Source organism: Mycolicibacterium sp. ND9-15 (genome assembly GCF_035918395.1).
Taxonomy (GTDB): Bacteria; Actinomycetota; Actinomycetes; order Mycobacteriales; family Mycobacteriaceae; genus Mycobacterium.
Window position 1 is genome coordinate 4,916,730 of sequence record NZ_CP142362.1, and the last position, 22,803, is coordinate 4,939,532.

11 protein-coding genes are annotated in these 22,803 nt (G+C 64.7%); 5 read left to right on the forward strand and 6 right to left on the reverse strand.

What is annotated here, in order from left to right; translation table 11 throughout:
• Window positions 1-36: 36 nt before the first annotated feature.
• From ctaD to QGN32_RS23350, 3 genes are all read right to left on the reverse strand, one after another.
• On the reverse strand, window positions 37-1,782 hold the full coding sequence (gene ctaD / locus QGN32_RS23340) for an aa3-type cytochrome oxidase subunit I (protein ID WP_326546517.1): 1,746 nt from the start codon (window positions 1,780-1,782) through the stop codon (window positions 37-39).
• A gap of 127 nt (window positions 1,783-1,909) precedes the next feature.
• Window positions 1,910-2,602, reverse strand: coding sequence for an Rv0518 family GDSL lipase (locus QGN32_RS23345; protein WP_326546518.1), 693 nt, complete (start codon window positions 2,600-2,602; stop codon window positions 1,910-1,912).
• A 50-nt stretch (window positions 2,603-2,652) separates the two neighbouring features.
• A complete protein-coding gene (locus tag QGN32_RS23350; protein WP_326546519.1) occupies window positions 2,653-3,870 on the reverse strand; it encodes an acyltransferase family protein in 1,218 nt (405 codons plus the stop codon).
• A 293-nt stretch (window positions 3,871-4,163) separates the two neighbouring features.
• Between QGN32_RS23350 and QGN32_RS23355 the strand changes: the two genes are divergently transcribed.
• Genes QGN32_RS23355 through QGN32_RS23370 form a run of 4 tightly spaced genes read left to right on the forward strand, consistent with a single transcriptional unit; the run spans window position 4,164 to window position 8,396 of the window.
• Complete coding sequence (locus QGN32_RS23355; protein ID WP_326546520.1) at window positions 4,164-4,619, forward strand: Fur family transcriptional regulator; 456 nt, start codon at window positions 4,164-4,166, stop codon at window positions 4,617-4,619.
• A 36-nt stretch (window positions 4,620-4,655) separates the two neighbouring features.
• A complete protein-coding gene (katG, locus tag QGN32_RS23360) occupies window positions 4,656-6,902 on the forward strand; it encodes a catalase/peroxidase HPI (protein WP_326546521.1) in 2,247 nt (748 codons plus the stop codon).
• 27 nt (window positions 6,903-6,929) lie between these two features.
• Window positions 6,930-7,706, forward strand: a complete 777-nt coding sequence (locus QGN32_RS23365; RefSeq protein WP_326546522.1) for a glutamine amidotransferase — start codon at window positions 6,930-6,932, stop codon at window positions 7,704-7,706.
• A gap of 36 nt (window positions 7,707-7,742) precedes the next feature.
• Window positions 7,743-8,396: an alpha/beta hydrolase gene (locus QGN32_RS23370; RefSeq protein WP_326546523.1), complete on the forward strand. Its 654-nt coding sequence runs from the start codon at window positions 7,743-7,745 to the stop codon at window positions 8,394-8,396.
• Between the two features lies 1 nt (window position 8,397).
• On the opposite strand, the gene QGN32_RS23375 is transcribed toward QGN32_RS23370, so the two are convergent.
• On the reverse strand, window positions 8,398-8,772 hold the full coding sequence (locus tag QGN32_RS23375) for a hypothetical protein (RefSeq protein WP_326546524.1): 375 nt from the start codon (window positions 8,770-8,772) through the stop codon (window positions 8,398-8,400).
• A gap of 81 nt (window positions 8,773-8,853) precedes the next feature.
• Between QGN32_RS23375 and QGN32_RS23380 the strand changes: the two genes are divergently transcribed.
• Window positions 8,854-9,516 (forward strand): MBL fold metallo-hydrolase, encoded by a 663-nt coding sequence (locus QGN32_RS23380; RefSeq protein WP_326546525.1) that lies wholly within the window; start codon window positions 8,854-8,856, stop codon window positions 9,514-9,516.
• 230 nt (window positions 9,517-9,746) lie between these two features.
• On the opposite strand, the gene QGN32_RS23385 is transcribed toward QGN32_RS23380, so the two are convergent.
• On the reverse strand, window positions 9,747-10,517 hold the full coding sequence (locus QGN32_RS23385; protein WP_326546526.1) for an ArsR/SmtB family transcription factor: 771 nt from the start codon (window positions 10,515-10,517) through the stop codon (window positions 9,747-9,749).
• A 158-nt stretch (window positions 10,518-10,675) separates the two neighbouring features.
• The gene (locus tag QGN32_RS23390; RefSeq protein ID WP_442791861.1) at window positions 10,676-22,732 is read right to left on the reverse strand and encodes an ATP-binding protein; all 12,057 of its coding nucleotides are present in this window, start codon (window positions 22,730-22,732) and stop codon (window positions 10,676-10,678) included.
• Window positions 22,733-22,803: the final 71 nt, after the last annotated feature.

Here is a 22,803-nt window from a genome sequence, read left to right on the forward strand (position 1 = left end):
GGGAAGTGAGCGAACGTCGACGCGTCGGCTCCGCGGTCAGGTACGGACGTCCGCGTCGTCCAACCGTGTCACATCGCCGTCGGTGGGTCCGTGGCTGCGGCCGATGTGGGCCTCGGCGCGCATCCGCTCCACCATGTGCGGATAGTGCAGCTCGAATGCCGGTCGCTCCGAACGAATCCGGGGCAGCTCGGTGAAGTTGTGCCGCGGCGGCGGGCACGAGGTCGCCCACTCCAGCGAGTTGCCGTAACCCCACGGATCGTCGACGGTCACCGGCTCGCCGTAGCGCCAACTCTTGAACACGTTCCACGCGAACGGGATCGTCGAGATGCCGAGGATGAACGCACCGATGGTCGAGACGACATTGAGGGTGGTGAACCCGTCCGAGGGCAGGTAGTCGGCGTAGCGGCGCGGCATGCCCTCGTCACCGAGCCAGTGCTGCACCAGGAACGTGGTGTGGAAACCGATCAGCGTCAACCAGAAGTGCAGCTTGCCCAACCGTTCGTCGAGCAGCCGGCCCGTCATCTTGGGGAACCAGAAGTAGATACCCGCGTACGTGGCGAACACGATGGTGCCGAACAGCACGTAGTGGAAGTGCGCGACCACGAAGTAGGAGTCGGTGACGTGGAAGTCCAGCGGCGGGCTGGCCAGCAAGACGCCGGTGAGCCCACCGGCCAGGAACGTGACCAAAAAGCCGATCGCGAACAGCATCGGTGTCTCGAACGTCAACTGGCCCTTCCACATCGTGCCGGTCCAGTTGAAGAACTTGATGCCCGTGGGCACCGCGATCAGGAATGTCATGAACGAGAAGAACGGCAGCAGCACCGCTCCGGTGGCGAACATGTGGTGCGCCCACACCGCCATCGACAGCGCCGCGATGCTGAACGTCGCATAGACGAGCGTGGTGTAGCCGAAGATCGGCTTCCGCGAGAAGACCGGCAGGACTTCGGTGATGATCCCGAAGAAGGGCAGGGCGATGATGTACACCTCGGGGTGTCCGAAGAACCAGAACAGGTGCTGATACAGGATCGGCCCGCCGTTGGCCGGGTCGTAGATGTGCGCGCCGAGGTGACGGTCGGCGGCCAGGCCGAACAGCGCGGCGGTCAGGATCGGGAACACCATCAGCACCAGGATCGACGTCACCAGGATGTTCCAGGTGAAGATCGGCATCCGGAACATCGTCATGCCGGGTGCGCGCATGCAGACCACGGTGGTGATCATGTTGACCCCGCCCAGGATCGTGCCCAGGCCGCCGACCGCCAGCCCCAGAATCCAGAGATCCCCGCCCGCGCCGGGCGAATGAATGGCGGTGCTGAGCGGCGCGTACGCCGTCCAGCCGAAGTCCGCCGCGCCGCCGGGGGTGATGAAGCCGCTCAGCGCGATCAGTGCCCCGAAGACGAACAACCAGAAGCTCAGTGCGTTGAGCCGAGGGAACGCGACGTCGGGGGCGCCGATCTGCAGCGGAAGGACCAGGTTGGCGAAGCCGAACACGATCGGGGTGGCGTAGAACAGCAGCATCGCCGTGCCGTGCATGGTGAACAACTGGTTGAACTGCTCGTTGGACAGGAACTGCAGTCCCGGCATCGCCAACTCGGTGCGCATGAACAGCGCCATCAGCCCGCCGATGAAGAAGAAGATGAAGCAGGCGACGCAGTACATGATCCCGATCAGCTTGTGATCGGTGGTGGAGACGAGCTTGTAGATCAGAGCGCCCTTGGGGCCGAGGCGGGCCGGAAACGGTCGGCGGGCTTCGAGCTGTGCAACAGGCGCTGCGTCGGTCGTCATACGGTCCTCCCACCTCGAACGGACTGACAATCCGAGACTAGAAACGGTAGTCGCATCGCCCTAGGGCCGTAGGTAATTAGGCGGATCCCGGCGTGGCGGACGGTACCGGTGGGGCGGCTGGATCAGATCAGGTGCGACGCGGTAGTTGCGCGCCGATCAGAGGCGCGATCTTTTTCGCCATGTACGTATGGCCGGCGTCGGTGGGATGCACGCCGTCGGGGCCGATCAGTTCGGGCCTGTCCACGAACCAACGGTCGGCGATCGGGTCGACGAACGTCGCATCCGCCAATTCCGCCTGATACCGAAGAGTGTCGCGGATGCGCACCACCGCCGGGGGAACGTCGGTTGTCGGCCACGGCGGTCCGATGACCAGGAACAGCGCCGACGGCGCAATGCGCCGCGCCAACGCGAACGTGCCATAGATGAGGATCGACAACTGTGCGGGATCGGCACTCTGATCGTTGCGGGAGCCGAAGAACACCACCAGCGTGTCGTCGGGCTTGACCGTCGCGGCGGTCAGATCCTCGAACAGGCTGCCCCGGTTACCGCGCGTGCCGTAGCCTGCGCCGCCCTCGGCGCCGACGTCTGCCGTAGTGGCCAGCCCCTGCTGGGCCAGGATCTGCCAGGCCTGGGTCGTCCAGCCCTTTTCGCCGAGCCCGCCTTCTGCGCCGCCGGTTGTGTACGAGTCGCCGATCACCGCGACGCGGTTGGCCGCGACGGTGAGCGTGACGATCTCCTTGTGCCCCGTCGGCTTCGGATGCTGGCAACCGGTGACCACCAGAACGGCGACCGCCACCGCGATCGTCGCCAGGCGCCTCACCGCTCCAGCGTAGGGCCGCAATGAGGACAACAGGGCGGAGACGCGCGCGCTCAGCCTGCGCGGGCCGAAACCACCTCGGTCCGTTCGCGCGAGCGATACACGGTGTGCAACTTGCCGGGCATATCCGGACGCGAATCGGTGGGGGCGCTCATCATGCTGCGCATCCATTTTCGGGCAGGCTCCTCGACGAAGTGGTACAGCAAGACGGCGCCGATCAGCGCGGCGCCAAGCAACGCGACCATTATCAGCTTGCCCGTGATGTCCGGTGACAACCGCAAGTCGAACTGCGCCACCATCCAGTTCCAGGTGGTGTGCACCAGTTCATGAACCATGTAGAGGCTGAACGACACGTGTCCGAGATACACGATCGGCCGCAGCGAGAGTAGCCAGGGCAAGGTCCCCGAACCGATGGCCAGCGTGAACAGCAACGGCACGAACAGCACATCGACCAGGCCGGCACTGTCCGCGATCTTGGGCAGCGGATGCCCGTCGAGCCGGTACAGGATGGCGACGATGGCCGCTCCCAGCAGAAGCGAGGCATATCCGGCGTTGCGGCGGGCCCCCTCGCTTGGTTGGAGCTTGCGGACCGCCGCACAGACGAGGGCGCCTGCGGTGAACTGCATGACGATCCGCGGCAGCCAACTCCAGGGTGTGTAGAACTGCCCGGTCGCCAGCAGCAGCAGGACCGGCGGCAGGGTGGCGACAAACGCCAGCGCGATCAGACCGCGCACCCGGGTGGAGCGTGCGATCCGGAAGATCACCAGGATCAGCGCGCCGAACAGCAGATAGGCCAGCCATTCGGCGCTGATGGACCAGGCCGGCCCGTCCCAGCTGGAACCGTCGAAGTACGGCACGAACCACAGTTGGATCATCAGCGCCTGGCGGAGGTAGTTCGTGGCCGTAAGGGTTTCGGCCGCCGGCGCCGGCACGTGGCCGATGTGCAGCGTGAAGATGATCCACAACGCCGCCAGGTGCATCGTCACCAGGTACACCGGCCACACCCGGGCCAGCCTCAGCCAGAGGAAGCGCACGGTGGCCCGCCACTCGAACCTCGGACCCATGCGGTCGAGATAGTTCCACGTCAGCACAAACCCGCTGAGCATGAAGAACAGGTCGACGCCTTGCGCGCCGCAGTTGAGCAGCGGCGCCAGGGCCGACCGGAACCCCGGTATCGACTCCTCCAGCAGTGGCCGGAAGTGAAACAGGACCACCCACGCGGCGGCGACGATGCGCAGGCCGGAAAGGGCTCTGATTTCTCCGGTGCGCACAACACTCTCTTCGCGGAAGTCCGTAGCGTTTCGTTCGGGTTTCGCCTCATCGGCACTCGCCGGGTGGTTTACCTCCCCTGACCACAACGGTCCCGACCCAGCAGCCTCCGAAGGGTAGCAGCGCAACCTTGCGCAGAGCATGCCCCACAAACGCGGCTTCACACGCCCTGCTACTTCGAAAAGCATTGGTAACTAGCTACTTCGACGATGACAGCAACGTCTCGTTGGAGTCCACGCGACACGCCGCCAAAACAAGTCTTGACTCATTCCAGATAAGGCGGCATATTGGCAGCGTGGCCTTCACACCCGACTATGCGGATCGGCTGCGTGCCGCCGATCTCCGCGTGACTCGACCGCGTCTCGCGGTGCTGGAGGCGGTCTACGGCAATCCCCACGCCGACACCGAGACGATCTTCGGGGCCGTGCGTATTGCCCTCCCCGACGTCTCGCGACAGGCTGTCTACGACGTGCTCGCCGCGCTCACCAGTGCCCGGCTCGTGCGGCGGATCCAGCCGTCCGGTTCGGTGGCGCGCTACGAATCGCGCGTCGGCGACAACCATCACCACGTCGTATGCCGGTCGTGCGGCGTCATCGCCGACATCGACTGCGCCGTCGGCGAAGCGCCCTGCCTGACGCCGTCGGACCCGGACGGGGCGTTGGACGGCTTCGTGCTCGACGAAGCCGAGGTCATCTACTGGGGCATGTGCCCGGACTGCCTGGTATCGCAAGTTTCCCGATCACAACCGTGATCACAGCCCAATCACCCCATCGGAAGGAACAACGCCGTGCCAACTGATACCTCCGACGCCCGACCGCCTCACGACGACTCCAAGACGAGCAGTCACAGCGAGAGCGAGAACCCGGTTATCGATTCGCCGAAGCCGAAGGCGCATGCTCCGCTGACCAACCGAGACTGGTGGCCCGAACAGGTCGACGTCTCGGTACTGCACCGGCAGAACGAGAAGGGTAATCCGCTCGGGCCGGACTTTGACTACGCCGAGGAGTTCGCCAAACTCGACCTCGAGGCGTTCAAGGCCGACATGATCGCGTTGATGACGGATTCGCAGGCCTGGTGGCCGGCCGACTACGGCAGCTATGCCGGGCTCTTCGTCCGGATGAGTTGGCACGCCGCGGGCACCTACCGCATCTTCGACGGCCGCGGCGGTGCCGGACAAGGCGCCCAGCGCTTCGCTCCGCTGAACAGCTGGCCGGACAACGCCAGCCTGGACAAGGCGCGCCGCCTGCTTTGGCCGATCAAGAAGAAGTACGGCAACAAGATCTCCTGGGCCGACCTGATGGCCTACGCCGGTAACGCCGCGCTGGAGTCCTCTGGCTTCAAGACATTGGGCTTCGCGTTCGGCCGCGAGGACATCTGGGAGCCCGAGGAGATGCTCTGGGGTCAGGAAGACACCTGGCTGGGCACCAACGAGCGCTACGGCGGGACCAACGAAAGTGACCGTCAGTTGGCCGAGCCCTACGGCGCGACCACCATGGGCCTGATCTACGTCAACCCCGAAGGCCCGGAAGGTAAGCCGGATCCGCTGGCCGCGGCCCACGACATCCGCGAGACGTTCGGTCGGATGGCGATGAATGACGAGGAGACCGCCGCGCTGATCGTCGGTGGTCACACGCTCGGCAAGACCCATGGCGCCGGCTCGAACGAAGGCATGGGGCCCGAGCCCGAGGGTGCCCCGATCGAGCAGATGGGGTTGGGCTGGAAGTGTCCGTTCGGCTCCGGTAAGGGACCCGACACCGTCACCAGCGGTCTGGAGGTGGTCTGGACGCCCACTCCGACGAAGTGGGACAACAGCTTCCTGCAGACGCTGTACGGCTACGAGTACGAGCTGACCAAGAGCCCCGCCGGCGCCTGGCAGTTCGAGGCCAAGGACGCCGAGGCGGTCATCCCCGACCCGTTCGGCGGGCCGCCGCGCAAGCCCACGATGCTGGTCACCGACATCTCGCTGCGGGAAAGCCCGATCTACGCCGACATCACGCGTCGTTGGCTGGACCATCCCGAGGAGATGGATGAGGCCTTCGCCAAGGCCTGGTTCAAGCTGATGCACCGCGACATGGGGCCGGTCAGCCGCTACCTCGGGCCGTGGATTCCCGAGGAGCAGCTGTGGCAGGACCCCGTGCCGGCGGTGGATCACGAGCTGGTCGACGAATCCGACATCGCCTCGCTGAAGACCAAGCTGCTCGACTCCGGTCTCACGGTGCAGCAGCTGATCAAGACGGCCTGGTCGTCGGCGGGCAGCTTCCGCGGCACCGACAAGCGCGGTGGGGCCAACGGTGCGCGGATTCGTCTTGAGCCACAGAAGAATTGGGAGGCCAACGAGCCTGCCGAGCTGGCTCGGGTGCTGCCGTTGCTCGAGCGCATCCAGCAGGAGTTCAACTCCTCCGCCTCCGGCGGCAAGAAGATCTCGCTGGCCGACGTGATCGTGCTGGGCGGTGCGGCGGCGGTCGAGAAGGCGGCGCGTGACGGCGGCTTCGAGATCGACGTGCACTTCGCGCCGGGACGCACCGATGCCTCGCAGGAGCAGACCGACGTGGAGTCGTTCGCGGTGCTCGAACCGCGGGCGGACGGGTTCCGTAACTTCGTGCGCCCGGGTGAGAAGAATCCGTTGGAGCAGTTGCTGGTGGAGCGGGCCTACATGCTCGACCTGACCGCTCCCGAGTTGGCGGTCCTCGTCGGCGGTCTGCGGGCGCTGAACGTCAACCACGGCGGCAGCAAGAACGGCGTGTTCACCGACAAGCCGGGTGTGCTCAGCAACGACTTCTTCGTCAACTTGGTCGACATGAACACGGAGTGGAAGCCGTCGGAAACCGCCGAGAACGTCTACGAGGGACGCGACCGTTCCTCGGGGGCGGTCAAGTGGACGGCCACCGCCAACGACTTGGTGTTCGGATCGAACTCGGTGCTTCGCGGCATCGCCGAGGTCTACGCGCAGGACGACAGCAAGGACAAGTTCGTCGAGGACTTCGTCGCTGCCTGGGTGAAGGTCATGAACAACGATCGGTTCGACCTCGATTAACAGGCGAGCCTGATCGTCGGTAACAACATGCGGCACCCCGCGGGCTCACCGGGCTCGCGGGGTGTCGTGCTGTCAAAGCCCTTCCTGCTGCTCTCGATCCGCGGCGAGGACGAAGCCGCCGAGGACGAGTACCGGGCGATGATGCGCTTCGCCGGCCTGGACACCACCGGCATGCGGCGAATCCGGTTGACCCACGAATCGCTGGGCCGCATCGACCTTGCGGACTGGTCCGGGATCGTCCTCGGTGGGGGTCCCTATAACGTCAGCGACCCCGCCGAGGTGAAATCGGCGACGCAGCGGCGGGTCGAGTCGGAGTTGCTGGAGCTCATCGGACGCATCGTCGATCACGATTTCCCGTTCCTCGGCTGCTGCTACGGCGTCGGCACCCTCGGTACGGTCGTCGGCGCCACGGTGGACCGGACACATCCGGAACCGGTCGGCGGGCTCACCGTCACCGTCACGGCTGAGGGCCGTGACGACGACTTGTTCGCCGAGGTGCCCGATGTCTTCGATGCTTTCGGCGGACACCGGGAGGGCGCGACCTCGCTTCCGCCGGGCGTGGCACGTCTCGCGTCGTCGGCTGACTGCCCTGTGCAGGCGTTTCGGGTAGGACGGCACGTGTACGCCACGCAGTTCCACCCCGAACTGGACCTCGACGGCGTGATGACCCGAATCGACGTCTACAAGAACCACGGATACTTCCCGCCCGAGACCGCGGAGTCGCTGAGAGTCGCTGCCCGGCAACGGCATGTGCGTTATCCGTCCACCATCCTGCGCCGCTTCGTCGAGAAGTATTCGCGCTGAGGATTGGCCTTCGGGTCGCCTGGGCACACCAGGGTGGTGCACACCGTCGAGTACTCCCCCGGTCGGTCCGCAGACGTCTTCGGCGACCCGGCGCAACCCACCGTATTGATGTGGCACGGCGCGCAGACCGATTCGCGAACCGCGATGCGGCCGCTGGCCGAACGCGTGCACGAACACGGGCCGGCGGTCGTGCTTGCCGACTGGGACTCGCACGCCGACGACCGCGGCCGCGCCGACCTGATGGCGTCGGCCGAATACGCGCGTGAACACGCCGGCGACAAGCCATTGGTGCTCGTCGGCTGGTCGATGGGTGGCTTGGCGGCGGCCGGCCTGACGATCCACGTTCGGCAGATCAATGTCACGCATACCGTCTGTCTTGCAGGGGCGTTCGTGGTTCCCGACCCGATCTCCGGTGCGCCGCTGCCGCGGGAGCTGGACGGCGATCCTGTGCCGTTCACGCTGCTGCACGGTCAGCACGACGACGTCATTCCGGTCGAGGTCAGTCGCGGGTTCGCGGAGACGCTCGAGCGCAACGGTTGGCCGGCTTCCTGTGTCGTGCTGGCCGCCGACCACGGGTCGATCGCAGGAGCGACCTACGACCCGGTCGCCGACCGCTATTCCGCGGCCTCCGATCCGGCGACGCTTTCCGTTGCGGCGGAGGTGGCGGCCCGGATCGCTGCCGCGCTGTAGATCACTCCGCGGTGTCGATGCGGTGCGCCCAGCGCAGGTGGCCACCGCCCATGTCGGCGCAGACGAAAGCGACGCCGTCGGAACCTTGGGCGGAGAGATTGCGTTCCGGGCAGTCCATCGCGACATTGTGGATACCGACCAGCGGTCCGGCGGGCGTCCATACGCCCACCCGGTTGCAGACGAACGTCGCGCCGGTGGGACCGAGTCCATAGTTGAAGTACTTCCCGGGTCTACATGGTGCTCGCTCGACGACATTGTGCGCCACATTGGGCACACAGTCGGCGGAGTAGCACACCGCCGACGCCTCGGGAGCGAACATGACCGACGCGGCGACCGCTGTCAGCACCGCGATACTGGCGGTGTCTGAGCGCACCATCCATCGATCGTGGCACCTGAGTTCGAAATTTGGTGACAAATCGCTTGACCTCAACAACGGTTGAGGTCGCAGAGTTGGGTTATGACTAACTCCGCGACGCGGGAAATGACCCAAATACGTGACGACCTATGGCAGACCCGGATGGATACGCCGTTCCCTGGGCTCACGACACACGCCTACCTGTGGCGCAGTCTGCAGGGCAACTTGCTGTTCTACAGCCCCGCCACGGAAGCGGATCTCGATGCGATCGACGCCCTGGGCGGCATCACCGCGCAGTATCTGTCGCACCTCGACGAGGCGGGGCCCAACCTCGACCGGATCGCGAAGCGGTTTGGCCGTCGGCTGCATGCGCCGGAGGCGGAGATCGCCGCCATTGCCAAACACGGTCACGTCGACGTGGCTATCGGCGCCACCCGCCACGTCGACACCAACGGTGTCGAGGTGCTTCCCAGCCCAGGCCATTCGGTCGGCAGCACAAGCTATCTGGTCACCGGTAGCACTGGCGAGAGGTACTTGTTCACCGGCGACACCATGTTCCCCACCGTTGAGGGCACCTGGGCCACATTTCTGGTTCCGGGCCGAGGCGATGCCGACCAGCTCCGGAAAAGCGTGACGATGCTGGGCACTGTCGCACCCGATCTGGTGATCTCCAGTGCCATCGGCGGTGAATTAGCGTGGATGGCCGTCGACGAGGAACGTTGGGCAGAGTGCGTGGCTCAGGCACTGGCGACCGTACCGTCTTAGTCGCTTCCGTCCACCAGCGGACCGTGGGTCTCTCGCAGCTGCCGCGGATCTCGATTGTGAAACCATGGCGGTTTTTCGCGTGTATTTCCGCCATGCTTTCACATTCGGTGAAGAGTGAGCAGGTGGCAGCCAGGACTCCCGACGCGGCGGCCGCGGCCGTCGGGGTGTCGGGGTCCGGGTGCCCGTCAGCCAGTCCTGCGGAGAAACGACCGGCGGTGTCCTCGTCGTGGTCATGAGGCCTCCAGTTCGCTCTTGAGGTTGGCCAACTTCCACGGCCACCCACCCGAGATAAGCTCGCGGACAGTACTTTCCGGCGGAAAGTCGTCGTGTATGACCGTGAGCTTCACTTGGCCGTCGTCGACCACCTCGATGTCGATCGTCACCTTCGAACGCCGCTCCGTAGCGGCTTGCAAGATCGTCTCCTCGTCGAGTCCGAACTCGGTGAGTTCGGGGACGAACGAGTGGAAGGTGAAGGCGAGCCGGCGATACGGGTCGGACTCGAGGATGACCTGCTCCGGGTGGACGATCTCGAGTTCCCTGTCGGCCCAGACGTACGTCGAACCCGTCTGCCAGTCGGAGACGATTGCATGGCCCATGTAGCGAGTCGAGTACACCGGGTCGGTGATGGCCTGCCACAAGCGTTCTGGGGTGGTGCGGATATAGGTGACGTAGACGAATTCGCTGTTGTTCATCGGTGGGGTCTCCAATGGTGTCGTGAGGTCGGCGAGTTTTTGCGCCCGGGCCCGGTCGTATTGATTGATCCAGCGGTCGGCGATCGCGTTGATCGGTTCGGCATTGAGGAAGTGCAGCTTCTCCCGCCCCCGCCGCGCGGTGGTGATGAGGTTCGCAGCCTCCAGCAGGGCGAGGTGCTTGCTCACCGACTGACGCGCCATCGACAGCCCCGCACACAGATCCCGCAGCGTCTGACCATTGCTCTCGTTGAGGCTGTCGAGAAGGATGCGCCGGTTCGGATCGGCCAGTGCCCTGAACACATCGTCCATCCCTGCCGCCTATACGTATTCAGCCGACCGGCTGCATGTTCGACGATATGCAGCTTAATGGCTGCACGTCAACGGGGCCTTCATCGCCGAGTGTGCACTCACTGCGAGAATCCGCGCGGAATTTCGCAACAGCCTCACGCTCGGCGACCCGAGGGGCGCTACCCGGATGTGTTGAGTTCCTCGAAGCGTGTCAACGCGAGGTCACGCTGGTCGGGTTCGAAGTTCTCGATGTGGGTCACCCGCTCACCGTCGAGGAGGTTGATCATCACGAACGGAAGCTCGATCGCGAGGCCTTCGGTGGACATCCCCCGTACGACTACGTGCACCGCGACGCCGATCGCCGAGTGTGCGAGGAACTCTGCCGATTCGATGCGAAGGTCGGGTACGAGCGATGCCGCCGTCCGGATCGACGTGATGTAGTCGGCGGTAGTACTTCCGAGCTGACGGTGATTGACATAGGTTGCCCCTTCGCAGAGAGCGGTAAGCGCATCCCACTCATGACGGTTGGTCATCTCGATGATCTTGCGATGCGCTTCGATGACCTTGGGGTGCGAGACCACTCCTGAAGCGATCCACCGCGCGGTGAGTTCCGCCATTGCGCTGTCGATGTCGTCGGTATCGAAGTTGACGATGGTGTGCGCCATGCCTTCTTCAGTCGCCTCCAGGACCGTCAGGAATTCGATGACGATCGGTCGCTCGGCGTCCTCGGTGTCACGGAAGGCCTGCCTGAGCAGACAGAGCCGTGATCCCCTGGTAGCCAGCGCCTCTGTTTCCAGCCGCAAGCTCGGCGGCAAATCGAACAACGTCTGCGCGACCCGCCACCGCATTGACCCTTCGTGCGCGTCGCGCAGGCCCTTGCGGCGGTCGTGATACTGGCCCTCCGGTGCGGTGCGAGCGACGAAGGCGTCGAGGTTGCGGCGGTTGTATGCGTCAACCAGACGCGCCCACGTATGGGTCGCGGCGTTCTCGATCGAATGCGCTGGACGGCGCAGCCCGTCGAACCTGGCGAGGGCGGCGTCGAGGTCGGCCTCGTCGAATAACTCGCAGCGATTGATGACTTCATCTTCAACTACGAAGACGTTGGCTGCGCGCCATTCGGCCTCGAAGCCCTCATGAGAAGTTCCATGGCCGGCATGTACAACGACCGCACCAAAACTGTCTAGCCGTATAACCGCCTCGATATACGTCTTACCGTTCGGGTAAACCTGCCACCCAGCCTGGATGTACGGGATGAGGTCACCCGGCGCGAACGCGCGACCCTGGCGGTGGTCGACGTCAGTGAATTCACCTGATATTGAGGGAAGTTCGTGCCTATTGTTTGCGGCGTAAGCCTCTGTGATTACCGACCACGTGTGTGAGTGGGCTGCCGCTTCCCCGGCGAGATAACGTGATTCGAACTCCTCGAAGGCGGCGTCTACGTCGTCGGGATCGAAAAATACCGTGTACGAGATCCCTTCGTCCTCGGTGACTTCGGTGAGCGTCATCAACTCGACGGTGATCGGCCGGCTCGCATCATCGGTGTCGCGGAAGGTTTCCCGGCTCAGCGCGAGTCGATCTCCCCTAATGGCGACGGGCTCCACTTCCAGCTGCCAGCTCGTCGGCGTTCCAGACAACACCGCGTACGTATAGTTCCGGTCCATAGTGCCCTCATCACGCAACCCCTTGCGGCGGTCCTGGTAGCGGCCGGCGGGAACCTCGAGAAATGTCTCCACATCTCGGCGGTTGTACGCCTCGGCGACATACGCTCGTGCTCGGATGGCGGCGTTTTCCAGCCGGGGTGCCGGTCGGTCGAGTTCGTCGAATCTGGCGAGCGCGGTCTCGAGGTCGGCCTCGTCGAAGGTTTCGCAGCAGTTGATCGCGTCGCCATCGAACGTCAGCAAGGTAACTTCGCGCCACTCGGCGGTGAACCCGTGTTGTGAGGTGCCGCTCTCCACGTGGCTGAAGACTGCGCCGGCATCGTTCAGCCGATACACGGCGTCGATGTGGGTAGTGACATTTGGTGCAACCGTCCAAATCTCACGGACATACGCGGCCATATCCCCGGGTGCTGATGTCATCGCGCGCCGGTGGTCGATGTTCACCCAATTCGGCGTCATCTGTGACAGTTCGTGTCGATTGAAAGCTGCGATAGTTTGGGCCACGAGGGACCACGTGTGTGCGTAGCGCGCCGCTTCACCGGCGAGGTAACGGCCGTCGAGCTCCACGAAGGCGCCGTCGATGTCGTCGGGGTCGAACGTCACACTGCGACAGAACAATCCGTCGTCGTTGACTTCTGTGACCAACAAGACCTCGATCGTGATCGGCCGGTCGGCCTCGTCGGTGTCGCGGATGAGGTAGCGGCTCAGCGCCAGGCGACAGCCCCTGGTGGCGACGGGCTCGATCTCCATCCGCCAACTCGCGGGTGCCCCGAGGAACACTGAACGTGCCAACTTGGATTCCATTGGAACCTCGCTGCGCAGGCCTTTTCGCCGATCCTCCCATCGTGCGTTCGCGTCAAAAGTGGTGAAATAGCGTTCCAGATCGCGGCGGTTGAACGCATCGGCAATTTGCGCATTTCCACGTGTCGCGGTGTTCTCAAGTCGTGGCATCGAGGCGTTGAGCTCGTCGAATCTCGCGAGCGCGGCGTCGAGGTCGTCTTCGTCGAAGAGCTCGCACCGGTTCACCCGGCCGCCTTCGACCGTCAGAAGCTGGATCATCCTCCACTCGGCAGCAAAGCCCTGTGGGGAGGTCCCGTGCGAGGTGTTGGTGACGACTGCGCCGACGCTGCTGAGTCGATGCACAGCCTCAACGTGGATCCTGATGTCCGGGGTGAGGTCCTTGACAGCGTGGATGACGGTGTCCAGATCGCGGGACGCGAACGGTGTTCCTCGCCGATGGTCGATGGTCAACCAGTCCGGATGCGTCACGGGGAACTGATGCCAAGAGGGCGCCGCGTAGGCGGCCGCGATGACAGACCAGGTCTGGGCGTGGGTGGCAGCTTCGTCCGCAAGATATCGGGCATCGAGTTCCGCGAAGGCGGCGCCACTGTCATCGAGGTCGAACACCACCATCGCCACGGCGCGCTCGTCGGCGCCGATCTCGACGATGACGAACGACTCGTTGTCGAACACCTCCGGCCCCTCGTCGCGGATTGACACTCGGCTACGAGCGAGAAAGAGCCGTTCGCCGCGAGTCGCAATGACATCGGACGTTATGTGCGTACCCCCGAGCTCGGTGACTGTTCGCGCGTCGGCGATCGCGGCATCGCGACCGTGGCGGATACCCGCGTTCACCACACGACGACGGTCGTCGACGCAATACTCCTCGGCCAGGATTTCGGCCGAGGCGTCATAGTCGCGCGCTGCATGATGTTCAAGGAGACGGTCATACACCCGGGTTGCCGTGTTTTCCAGCCGCGGCACCGGACGGCTCAGTTCGTCGAACTTCGCTAGCACCGTCGCAATTTCGGCCTCGTCGAACAACTCACAGCGGTTCGTGGAGGTGGCTCCAAGCGTCATGAGCGCGATCATCCGCCATTCGGCATAGAAGCCCTCTGGGGAAGTTCCGTTCGCCACATGCGTGACAACAGCCCCGACCTCGCTCAACCGATGTACGCACTCGACATACATCTTGTTCTCCGGCGTGACGTCCCAACCCGAGCGCAGGTAGGCGGCCAGGTCTTCGCCGGCGAAGGTCTCACGCACCCGGTGATCGATGGTGACCCAGTTCGACAACGGGGGAATCTCGTGCCTGTTGAACATGGCGTAGGTATCCGCGAATATCGACCACACGTCGGCGTAGCGGGCTGCTTCACCGGCGAGGTAACGGCCCTCGAGCTCTTTGTAGGCGGCGTCGATCTCATCGGTTTCGAACATCACACACGCCACGATCCGCTTGTCGGCGTTGGTCTCGATGACGCATAACACCTCGGTGCGGAACGCCTCAGGCCGCTGGTCTCGGCCGGAGGTGACGAAACGACTCAATACCAGCCGCGTCCCTCGGGTGGCGATGACAGTCGAAGCCAAATTCCGGGTCCCGACTTCAGCGACGGCTTGCCAGTCCGCAACGTTGAGGTCTCGTCCTCGTCGCTTCCCTACGCCTACGACCGGGCGATTGTCGACCGTACAGACTTCGGCGGCGAGCGTGTCCCCCATGCCCCTCCAGTCGCGGGCACCGAAACACTCGCAGAAGCGTTCGGCCACTCGGCTCGCAGTGTTCTCGGGTCTCCTCGTAGGTCGGTTGAGCTCCTCGAAGCGGGCCAGCGCGGTATCGACGTTGTCCTCGTCGAACACCTCTGAGCGGATGATCACGCCGCCGTCTACAACGAGGACGTTGATCATCCGCCACTCGGCCTCGAACCCTTCCTTCGAGGCTCCGGCCCCTATGTGGGTTACGACCGCGCCGGTATCCGTGAGCCGGTGCACAGCTTCGAGGTAGGTCCTGATATTCCCAAGCTCATCGAATGTGTTTCGGAGGTAAGGGATCAAGTCTCCTGAATTGATCATTGGTATTCGGCGGTGATCAATGTTCATTACATCGGGCGCCGTCACGGCAAGCTCGCCTCGATTGGCTGCGGCATACCCCTCAGTTATCACCGACCATGTTTGCGCGGACGCCGACGCTTCTCCGGCGAGATAGCGAGCGTCGAGTTCCTCGAAGGCAGCATCGATATCGTCGGGATCGAACACGATGGTCGCCGCGATCCTCTTGTCAGAGTCGATCTCGAGGATGTGGAGAACTTCTGCGTAGAACGCCTCCTCCCGCTGTACATCGCCGGTGTAGTAAGCACGCGTGAGCGCAAGGCGGTCACCGCGAATCGCCACCACGTTCTCGGTCACGTTTGTGAAGCCGACGTCGGCGGCCATCTGCAGATCATGGAGCGCGACTTCCGGACCAATCCGGATTCCGCCGTTCACGGTCCTTCGGCGATGTGCGATCACGCTCTCTCGACCTTGTTGCACCAGCCCGCCTACTACGCGACGCCGATCGACCGTCACTATGTCGTCGGCGATCAACCGAGCCAGGGCCTCCCAGTCGTGGTCGGCGAAGTACTCGTTGCAGCGATTGGAAACTCGGCTCGCTGCGTTTGCCAGTTGCAGCGGTGCGGGACGACTGAGTTCGTCGAATCTGGCGAGCGCGGCGTCGAGGTCGGCCTCGTCGAAAAGGTCTGCGCGGTTTAGCATGTCGCCGTCGATTGTTTGAACTCCGACAATCCGCCACTCCGCATCGAAGCCCTGCTGTGTGGTGTCCCGCGCCGCCCACGTGACGACCGCGCCGCGGTGGGTTAGGCCATGCACCGCCTCGATATACATGCTGCGGTCCGGTGTGAGGTCCAGACTGGCGTCCAGGTGTGCGGCCACATTGTCTGCGCCGATCGTTCCGACCGGCCGATGGTCGACGACGACATAGCCCGGTGTCGCCGCGGGGGCTTCGCGCCGTTTGAGCACGGCGCACGTCTCCGCGATGACTGACCATGTATGCGCGTGATCAGCCGCTTCACCGGCGAGGTAACGCGCGTCGAGTTCATCGAAGGCGGCGTCGATGTCGTCCGGGTCGAACGCGACACGCACCGAGATCTGGTTGGTAGCGTCGATTTGAACGACGTCGAGGATCTCTGTCTGGAACGCCTCAGGGCTCTGGTCGCGTCCGGTGTAGCGTGTACGACTGAGAGCGAGGCGTTGGCCGCGCGTCGCAATGACGACCGACGTAGCGTTCTTGACCCCGATCCCGGCGATGGCACGCATACTCGCCACTTCGGCATCGCGGCCGCGGCGGGTTCCGACGTTCACGACTCGTCGGCGATCGTCAATCAAGGTATCCTCGGTCAGCGTTTCCGCCAGTGCGTCCCAGTCGCGGGCTGCAAAACACGCATCGAAGCGGTCGTTCACTTGGCTGGCAAGGTTTTCCAACTTCGGCGTCGGCCGACCAAGCTCGTCGAACCGCGCTAGAGCGGCGTCGAGGTCTGTTTCGTCAAACACTTCTACGCGGCTGATTGAATCACCTTCTACCGTATAGAGATTGATCACCCGCCATTCAGCGGAAAAACCGGCGGTGGACGTCGCATCGCCCGCGAAGCTCACGAGAGCACCGCAGTCGCTGAGCCGATGAACAGCCTCGATGCGAAGCGTGGCTTGCGGCGAAAGATCCCACGTGGCACGCAGGTACGCGGGCAGTTCGCCTGGCGCGAACAACGCCACCCGGCGGTGGTCCACACTCACTATGTTGGGCGTCGTGGCTGGGATTTCACGCCTGTTGAATGCCGCGGTCATCTCGAGGATGACCGACCACGTATGCGCGTGAGGGGCCGCTTCGCCGGCGAGATACCGTGCGTCGAGTTCCTCGAATGCGGCGTCGACGTCATCGCCATCGAAAGACACGATGGCGCTGAGCCGATTGCTGCTATCGACCTCGGCGAGGCCCAGCAGCTCAGCGCCGACATCATCCCGGGTGTCCATCCCATCGTTGGACCAGCTGATAAGCATCAGCGCCAGGCGTTCCCCGCGAATCGCGATTACTTCCGACACAGCCCACTGGGCACCTACACCCACCGCGGCTTGCGTATCGGCGATCTGGATATCCCGACCGACTCGCACGCCGGAGTTCACGACGCGACGGCGATCATCCGAGACAACTTCGTCGGCAAGGACTTCCGCCATCGCGTCCCAGTCTCGGGTGGCGAAGCATTCCGCATATCGCTCGCCGGCCCGGGCCGCGGCGTTCTCGAGTCGCGTCGCCGGACAGCTGAGTTCGTCGAACCGTGCGAGCGCGGCGTCGAGGGCCGTCTCGTCGAAAAGTTCGGTACGACTGATCAAGTCGCCGTCAACTGTCGAAAGAGCGATATCCCGCCACTCCGCATCGAAGCCTTCTCGCGACTTCCCGCGCCCAGCGCTGACAACGACCGCTGCGAGGTCGCTCAGCCGATACACCGCCTCGATGTAGACGTGGATATCAGGTGTGTCCTCCCAGGAAGCGCGAAAGAATGCGCTGAGATCGCCTGGGGCGAATGCTGTAGCGCGGCGGTGGTCGACGTTCACCCAGTTCGGAGTTGTTGCGAACATTTCCCGCCGATTGACGGCGGAGTAGGCGTCCGCGATCACCGACCAGGTATGGGCGTGGGCGGCCGCCTCGCCGGCGAGGTAGCGCGCGTCGAGTTCGGCCAAGGCGGCGTCGATATCGTCGAGGTCGAACGCGACTGATGCCAAACACCGCCCGTCGACATCGATCTCGGTGATGCGGAGTATCTCGGTGTGGAAGGCGTCGGGCCGTTGATCACGGCCTGAGTACTGGGTGCGGCAGAGGGCAAGGCGTTCCCCGCGAATCGCGACGACGTGTGACGTCATCGTAGCCACCCCGAGGTCGGCCATCGCCCGAATCTCAGCGACTCCTGCGGCGTGGTCGTAGGTGACCTCCCGACGCAGTCCTCGACGTCGGTCTTCGACTCTGACGCCGTCGGCCCACAGCGCCGCGGCCTCATCCCAGCGGCTCTCGGCGAAGAGCGCGTTGAACCGACGATCGACTCGGCTTGCGGCATTCTCCAACGGTGGGCGCGGCATTGCGGCCTCTAGCTGTGCATACTTGGCGTCCAGCTCGGCCATTGCCGCGTCGGCGTCGTCAATGTCGAACCACTCCAGCAGCGTGATGCGACCTTTGGTGTCGATGCCACACAACTGCAAGGACTCGTCTCGCGGTGACCCCGCGCTCAGGTCAGCCGTTCCCACCCCCACCCGAAGAAGGGCCAGGCGGTCACCCCGCACGGCGACGACCACCAATTGGTTGATCATCAGGCCCCGAAAACCGTGAAGCCGTTCTACCTCGTGCGGCCAGTCGGCAGAAGGAAGGTCGTCTTTGGTGAAGCCGACAATCTTCCGGTGGCTTTCGACGGAGACGTCCGGCGCGTACATCTTCTCGACCTCGTCCCAGGCATCGCGGTCGACGGAGGCCGCCATCTTTCGGATCGCCCGCACGCAGGTGTTTTCAGGCTCGATAGCCAGCCTCGAAAATCTTTGTTGCTCGAACCGGGCGTGCAACGCGTCCAGTTCGGCGATCGCCGCGTTGATGTCATCGACGTCGAAGAACACTTGCCGCGCGATTCGACTGTCCTCGTCGAGGCTCCATAACGAGAGGAATTCCTCTTGCGGCGCTCCAGGACTCGCATCGTCGGTGCCGAGCTCCAATCGCGTGAGGGTCAGACGCTCGCCTCGGACGGCCACAACTAGGCTCCGGTGCCAAGCCCAACCTTCGCGAAGATGTCTTGCAACTCGCGGCCAATCGCCCGGCCGAAGATCAGCCGGGGTGAAGCGGACCATTTTGCGGCGACTCTCGACGGCGATATCGGGTGCGAAGAATTGGTCGCACTCATCCCAGGCCCCGCGGTCGAAGGCAGCGTCCGTCTGATGGATCACCCAGACGCATGTGTTGTCGAGTTCGACACTAGGCTCTTCGGGTGCAGTCGGTGCAGTCGGAACGGTAGGCTCACCCGAGATACCGCGCGCCTTTTCAGCGAGCGCCGCAGCACCTTTCAGTTCATACAGGTCGACAGCTTGCTGAGCGGCGGCCTGCCCTCCAACGGTGTCGCCTGCTGTGAGCAACACGGTCGCCAGTGCTAGACAGGCGTCGCCGTGGTCGACCAACGCGTCGGTGCGCTCCGCGAGGGCGACGGCCTCTTGGGCCACCCGCCCGGCCTCGGCATGGACACCGCGGCGCGAAAGCAGCTGCGCTCTAACCGTCCGCCAGGCAATCGCCGCCTTCAATGCGTGGCCGGCGAGACGCTCACTCTCGCAGCATAATTCGTCGGCTTCGGAGTCACGGTCCAGCGCAAGACATGCCCGCGCCAACAATGCCGCGGTCTCTGCCGTGTCCGCATCCAGGCCCATGCGACGAAAGCCGTTGCACGCCCGCCGAAGATGCGCCTCGGCGGCTGTCGGCTCGTCGGCGACCAATTCGACGATGCCCGCGAACTGGTCTGCCTCCAGCAAGGCGTGCCGCATGCCGAGCTCGGTGAGTGAGCGTCTGGCCGACTCGATCAACTGACGCCCGGCGGCCGCTCGGCCCCGGAACGCGTCCAGCACCCCCTGGCACCGCGTCGACGTCGCCTCCACGACAGGCGATCCCGTCGTGATCCGAAGTAACCGCACCACATCGAGACACCGCCCGCCCGCGCGCGGAACCGGGTTGGGGCCCCACAGCGCCGCAAGTGGGGCAGTCGCCAGCACGGCATTGACCCGGCGGTGCTCCTGCGCGCGCCGCGCCGCAGTGAGCGCTTGGTCCAATGCGGTCTCGCATTCGGCGATTCGTCCGAGACGGCCCAGGCACATCGCCCGGACGGTGTGCGCCTTCGCCTCCCCCGCCGCGTCGTCGAGTGCGGCGAGCTTTGCTGCGGCGGCGGCGACCTCGGTGGCGATTTCGTCTAGCCGTTCGGGATCGGTGAGCATTGCCAACTCGCCCTCGAAACACGTCCCCCACGCCGCGAGACGGGCGGAATCGCCGGCGGCTGACCGCAGTTGCGCCACCGCACCCGCCGCCGAAGCCACGTCACCAGCGGCCAACAGCGCCTCACACCGCGCGACAAGCAGTTCGGCTTGCAAATCGTCGCGCTCAGGCAGCTCGTCGTCGAGCTCGTCGAGTGCATGGAGAGCTTTGTCGTAATAGTCGGCCGCGCCCTCGTAAGCCAGGCGAGCCATCGCCTGGTCGGCCGCACGTCGGCAATATTCGACGGCCTTGGCCGCATTTCCCGCCCACGCGCATTCGAAGTAGTGGTAGGCCAATTCGGCCACAAGTTCGTCGTCGTCGCCGGCCTCGCTCTCGAGTGTCGCTGCTATGCGCTGATGCAGCCGCATCCGTCGCACCGATGCCAGCTCGGCCAGCAGTGACTGGCGGACCAGCGCGTGGTTGAACCGGTAACGCCCACCCGGCTCTTCGATGAGGATTCCGGCCTTGCACGCGTCGTCGAACGAGTCGACTAGATCCTCCTCGACGACCCGCTCGACCAGGTCAAGAGCGAACCTGCTGCCGACCACCGCAGCTGCTGCCAGCGCCTTGTTCGTCTCAGCGGGGAGTCGAGAAAGCCTGCGGCTCACGGCTTCCCGCACACCCTGCGGCAACGTACTGGGATCCCACCGGCCACCGCTTTCGTCGACATGGCGCAACGCCTCGATGAGGAAGAAGGGATTGCCACCCGTGACCGACGCCAGTGCCCGGGCCAGCTCTTCGTCGTCATAGCCCGCCTCGGAGACATAAGCCGTGACGTCATCCTCGTCCAGGCCCCCAAGCGAAAGCCGATGAGCGGAGCCGTCGCGATGAAGGTCGGCCAGCATCGCCGCCAGCGGGTGCGACCGGTCGAGATCGGTGCTGCGGTACGTGCCGACGATCTGCACGCGGGCGTGCTCGCCGAACCGCAAAAGGTGACGCAACAGCAGCAGCGTCGGCTTCGCCGCCCAGTGCAGGTCGTCGAGGATCAACACCACGGGTGCGCTCGTCGACGCGACACCCAACAGCGCGACGACGGCGTCGAACAGCGCATAGCGTTCGGTGTCCGCGTCGGCGCGAGCAGGCGCGGCGAGATCGGGCAACTCGTCGGTCAGGCCTGGAACGAGTGGGAGAAGCGACTCGACTCCGCGCAGCCCGCGCAACCGCTTCGAGCCAAGGGACGGCACCAGCGACCGCAGCGCTTCCGCAAACGGCTGGTATGGCGCACCGAGGTCCTCGTCACATCGGCCGTAGAGCACGATAGCCCCTTGCTCATACGCCTGATGCGACCATTCGCCTGCCAACCGCGTCTTGCCGACCCCAGGTTCGCCGGCAATGAGCACGGCGTGGGTGCCGGCGGAAAGCGTCGTCTGCCATGCGGAGAGCAGCCGCTCCAGTTCGCGGGCGCGTCCGACGAACGGCCCCGGACCGACCAGCACGGCGGGCAGGTCAGGACGTTCGACGGGCGGCGCATCGGTGTTCAGAGTCCGAGCGTCGTCGACGGTCTCCAGACGCAGCTCGAAGACATGCTCCGGACGGGCAAGGTTTTTCAGCTGACGCATCCCCAGATCGGCCAGCACGACATCGTCGCGCAGTGTGTCGATGACGAGTTCGGCCGTGGCGCCTGAACACAAGATCTGGCCGCCGGATGCCAGCGACCGCAGGCGAGCGGCGCGGTTGACCGCCCGACCGAAGTAGTCTCCGTCGCGCAACTCGACCTCACCGGTGTGCAGGGCAATCCGAATGCGCATGGGCTGCCCGAGCGCCCACGGTTCGTGGCGGACCGCCTCCTGCAGTTCGACTGCCGCAGCGGCAGCCGCCGACGGGCGGTCGAACACCGAGAACGTCGCGTCGCCCTCGCCGCGCGTCTTGACGAGCCGCCCCCCGCCCGAGGTGACAACCTGTTCGACGATCTCGTCGTGCCGGGCCAGCGCCACCGCCATCGCAGCGGCGTCGGACTCCCATGCCGCCGTTGATCCCTCGATGTCGGTGAGCAGGAACGTCACCGCTCGCGTTACCACTGAAAGCTGCTGCAACACAGGCATTTCGAGTGAATCGTCCTGCGATACGATCGCGGTCTCGAGCCTGCGAAGGTCGGGTCCGGGATCGACACCCAGCTCATCGGCGAGAAGCGCCCGCGCGCGTTGAAAAGCGCCAAGGGCGTCGCCCTGCCGGCCGGCGCGGTACAACGCCAGCATCAACTGGCCCCAACGCCGTTCGCGTAATGGCGCGTCGGCGATCGCGGCCTCCAGCTCGCCGATGATCTCTGCGGCGCGACCCGTCGCGAGCAGCGCGTCGGCCCGGTCCTCCACCAACGCCGCATGGCCCTCGAGCCAGCGTGTCTTCTCGGAGACACCTCGCGGGCTATCGGGCAGCTCGGGGATGCCGCGCCACAGTGCCAGCGCCTCGTTGAAACGGGCAACTGCTTGGCTCGCGTCCCCGGCGGCGATGACATCGCGGCCCTGCGTCGCGGCCGTCTTGTATCGCGTGGCATCGATCTCGGTGATGCCTAATGTCCAGCCCGTCCCTTTCGTCAGCACGAAGCCGTCGCCCAGGGTCCGACGCAGCGAGGAGATATGTGTTTGCAGAGCCTTGACAGCCGTGCGCGGTGGGTCGTCGCCCCACAGTAGCTCTGCGAGCATGTCGGCCGACACGACAGAACCGCCGTGCAGCCCGAGCATCGTGAGGATCGCGCGCGGTTTGACGCCGGGGATGGCGACCGGCAGGCCATGCTGCCGGACCTGTAGAGGCCCCAGAACCCCCAGTTCCACCTGTAGAAGCGTATCCACATCGGACATCGTCTCGGTGGTGAATCAACACGTGGTCAAGAATTGGTAAAGGG

Coding starts and splice junctions, on each gene's coding strand:
- ctaD (WP_326546517.1), bottom strand. CDS start 1,782: ATGACGACCGACGCAGCGCCTGTTGCACAGCTCGAAGCCCGCCGACCG.
- QGN32_RS23365 (WP_326546522.1), top strand. CDS start 6,930: ATGCGGCACCCCGCGGGCTCACCGGGCTCGCGGGGTGTCGTGCTGTCA.
- QGN32_RS23375 (WP_326546524.1), bottom strand. CDS start 8,772: ATGGTGCGCTCAGACACCGCCAGTATCGCGGTGCTGACAGCGGTCGCC.
- QGN32_RS23380 (WP_326546525.1), top strand. CDS start 8,854: ATGACTAACTCCGCGACGCGGGAAATGACCCAAATACGTGACGACCTA.
- QGN32_RS23385 (WP_326546526.1), bottom strand. CDS start 10,517: ATGGACGATGTGTTCAGGGCACTGGCCGATCCGAACCGGCGCATCCTT.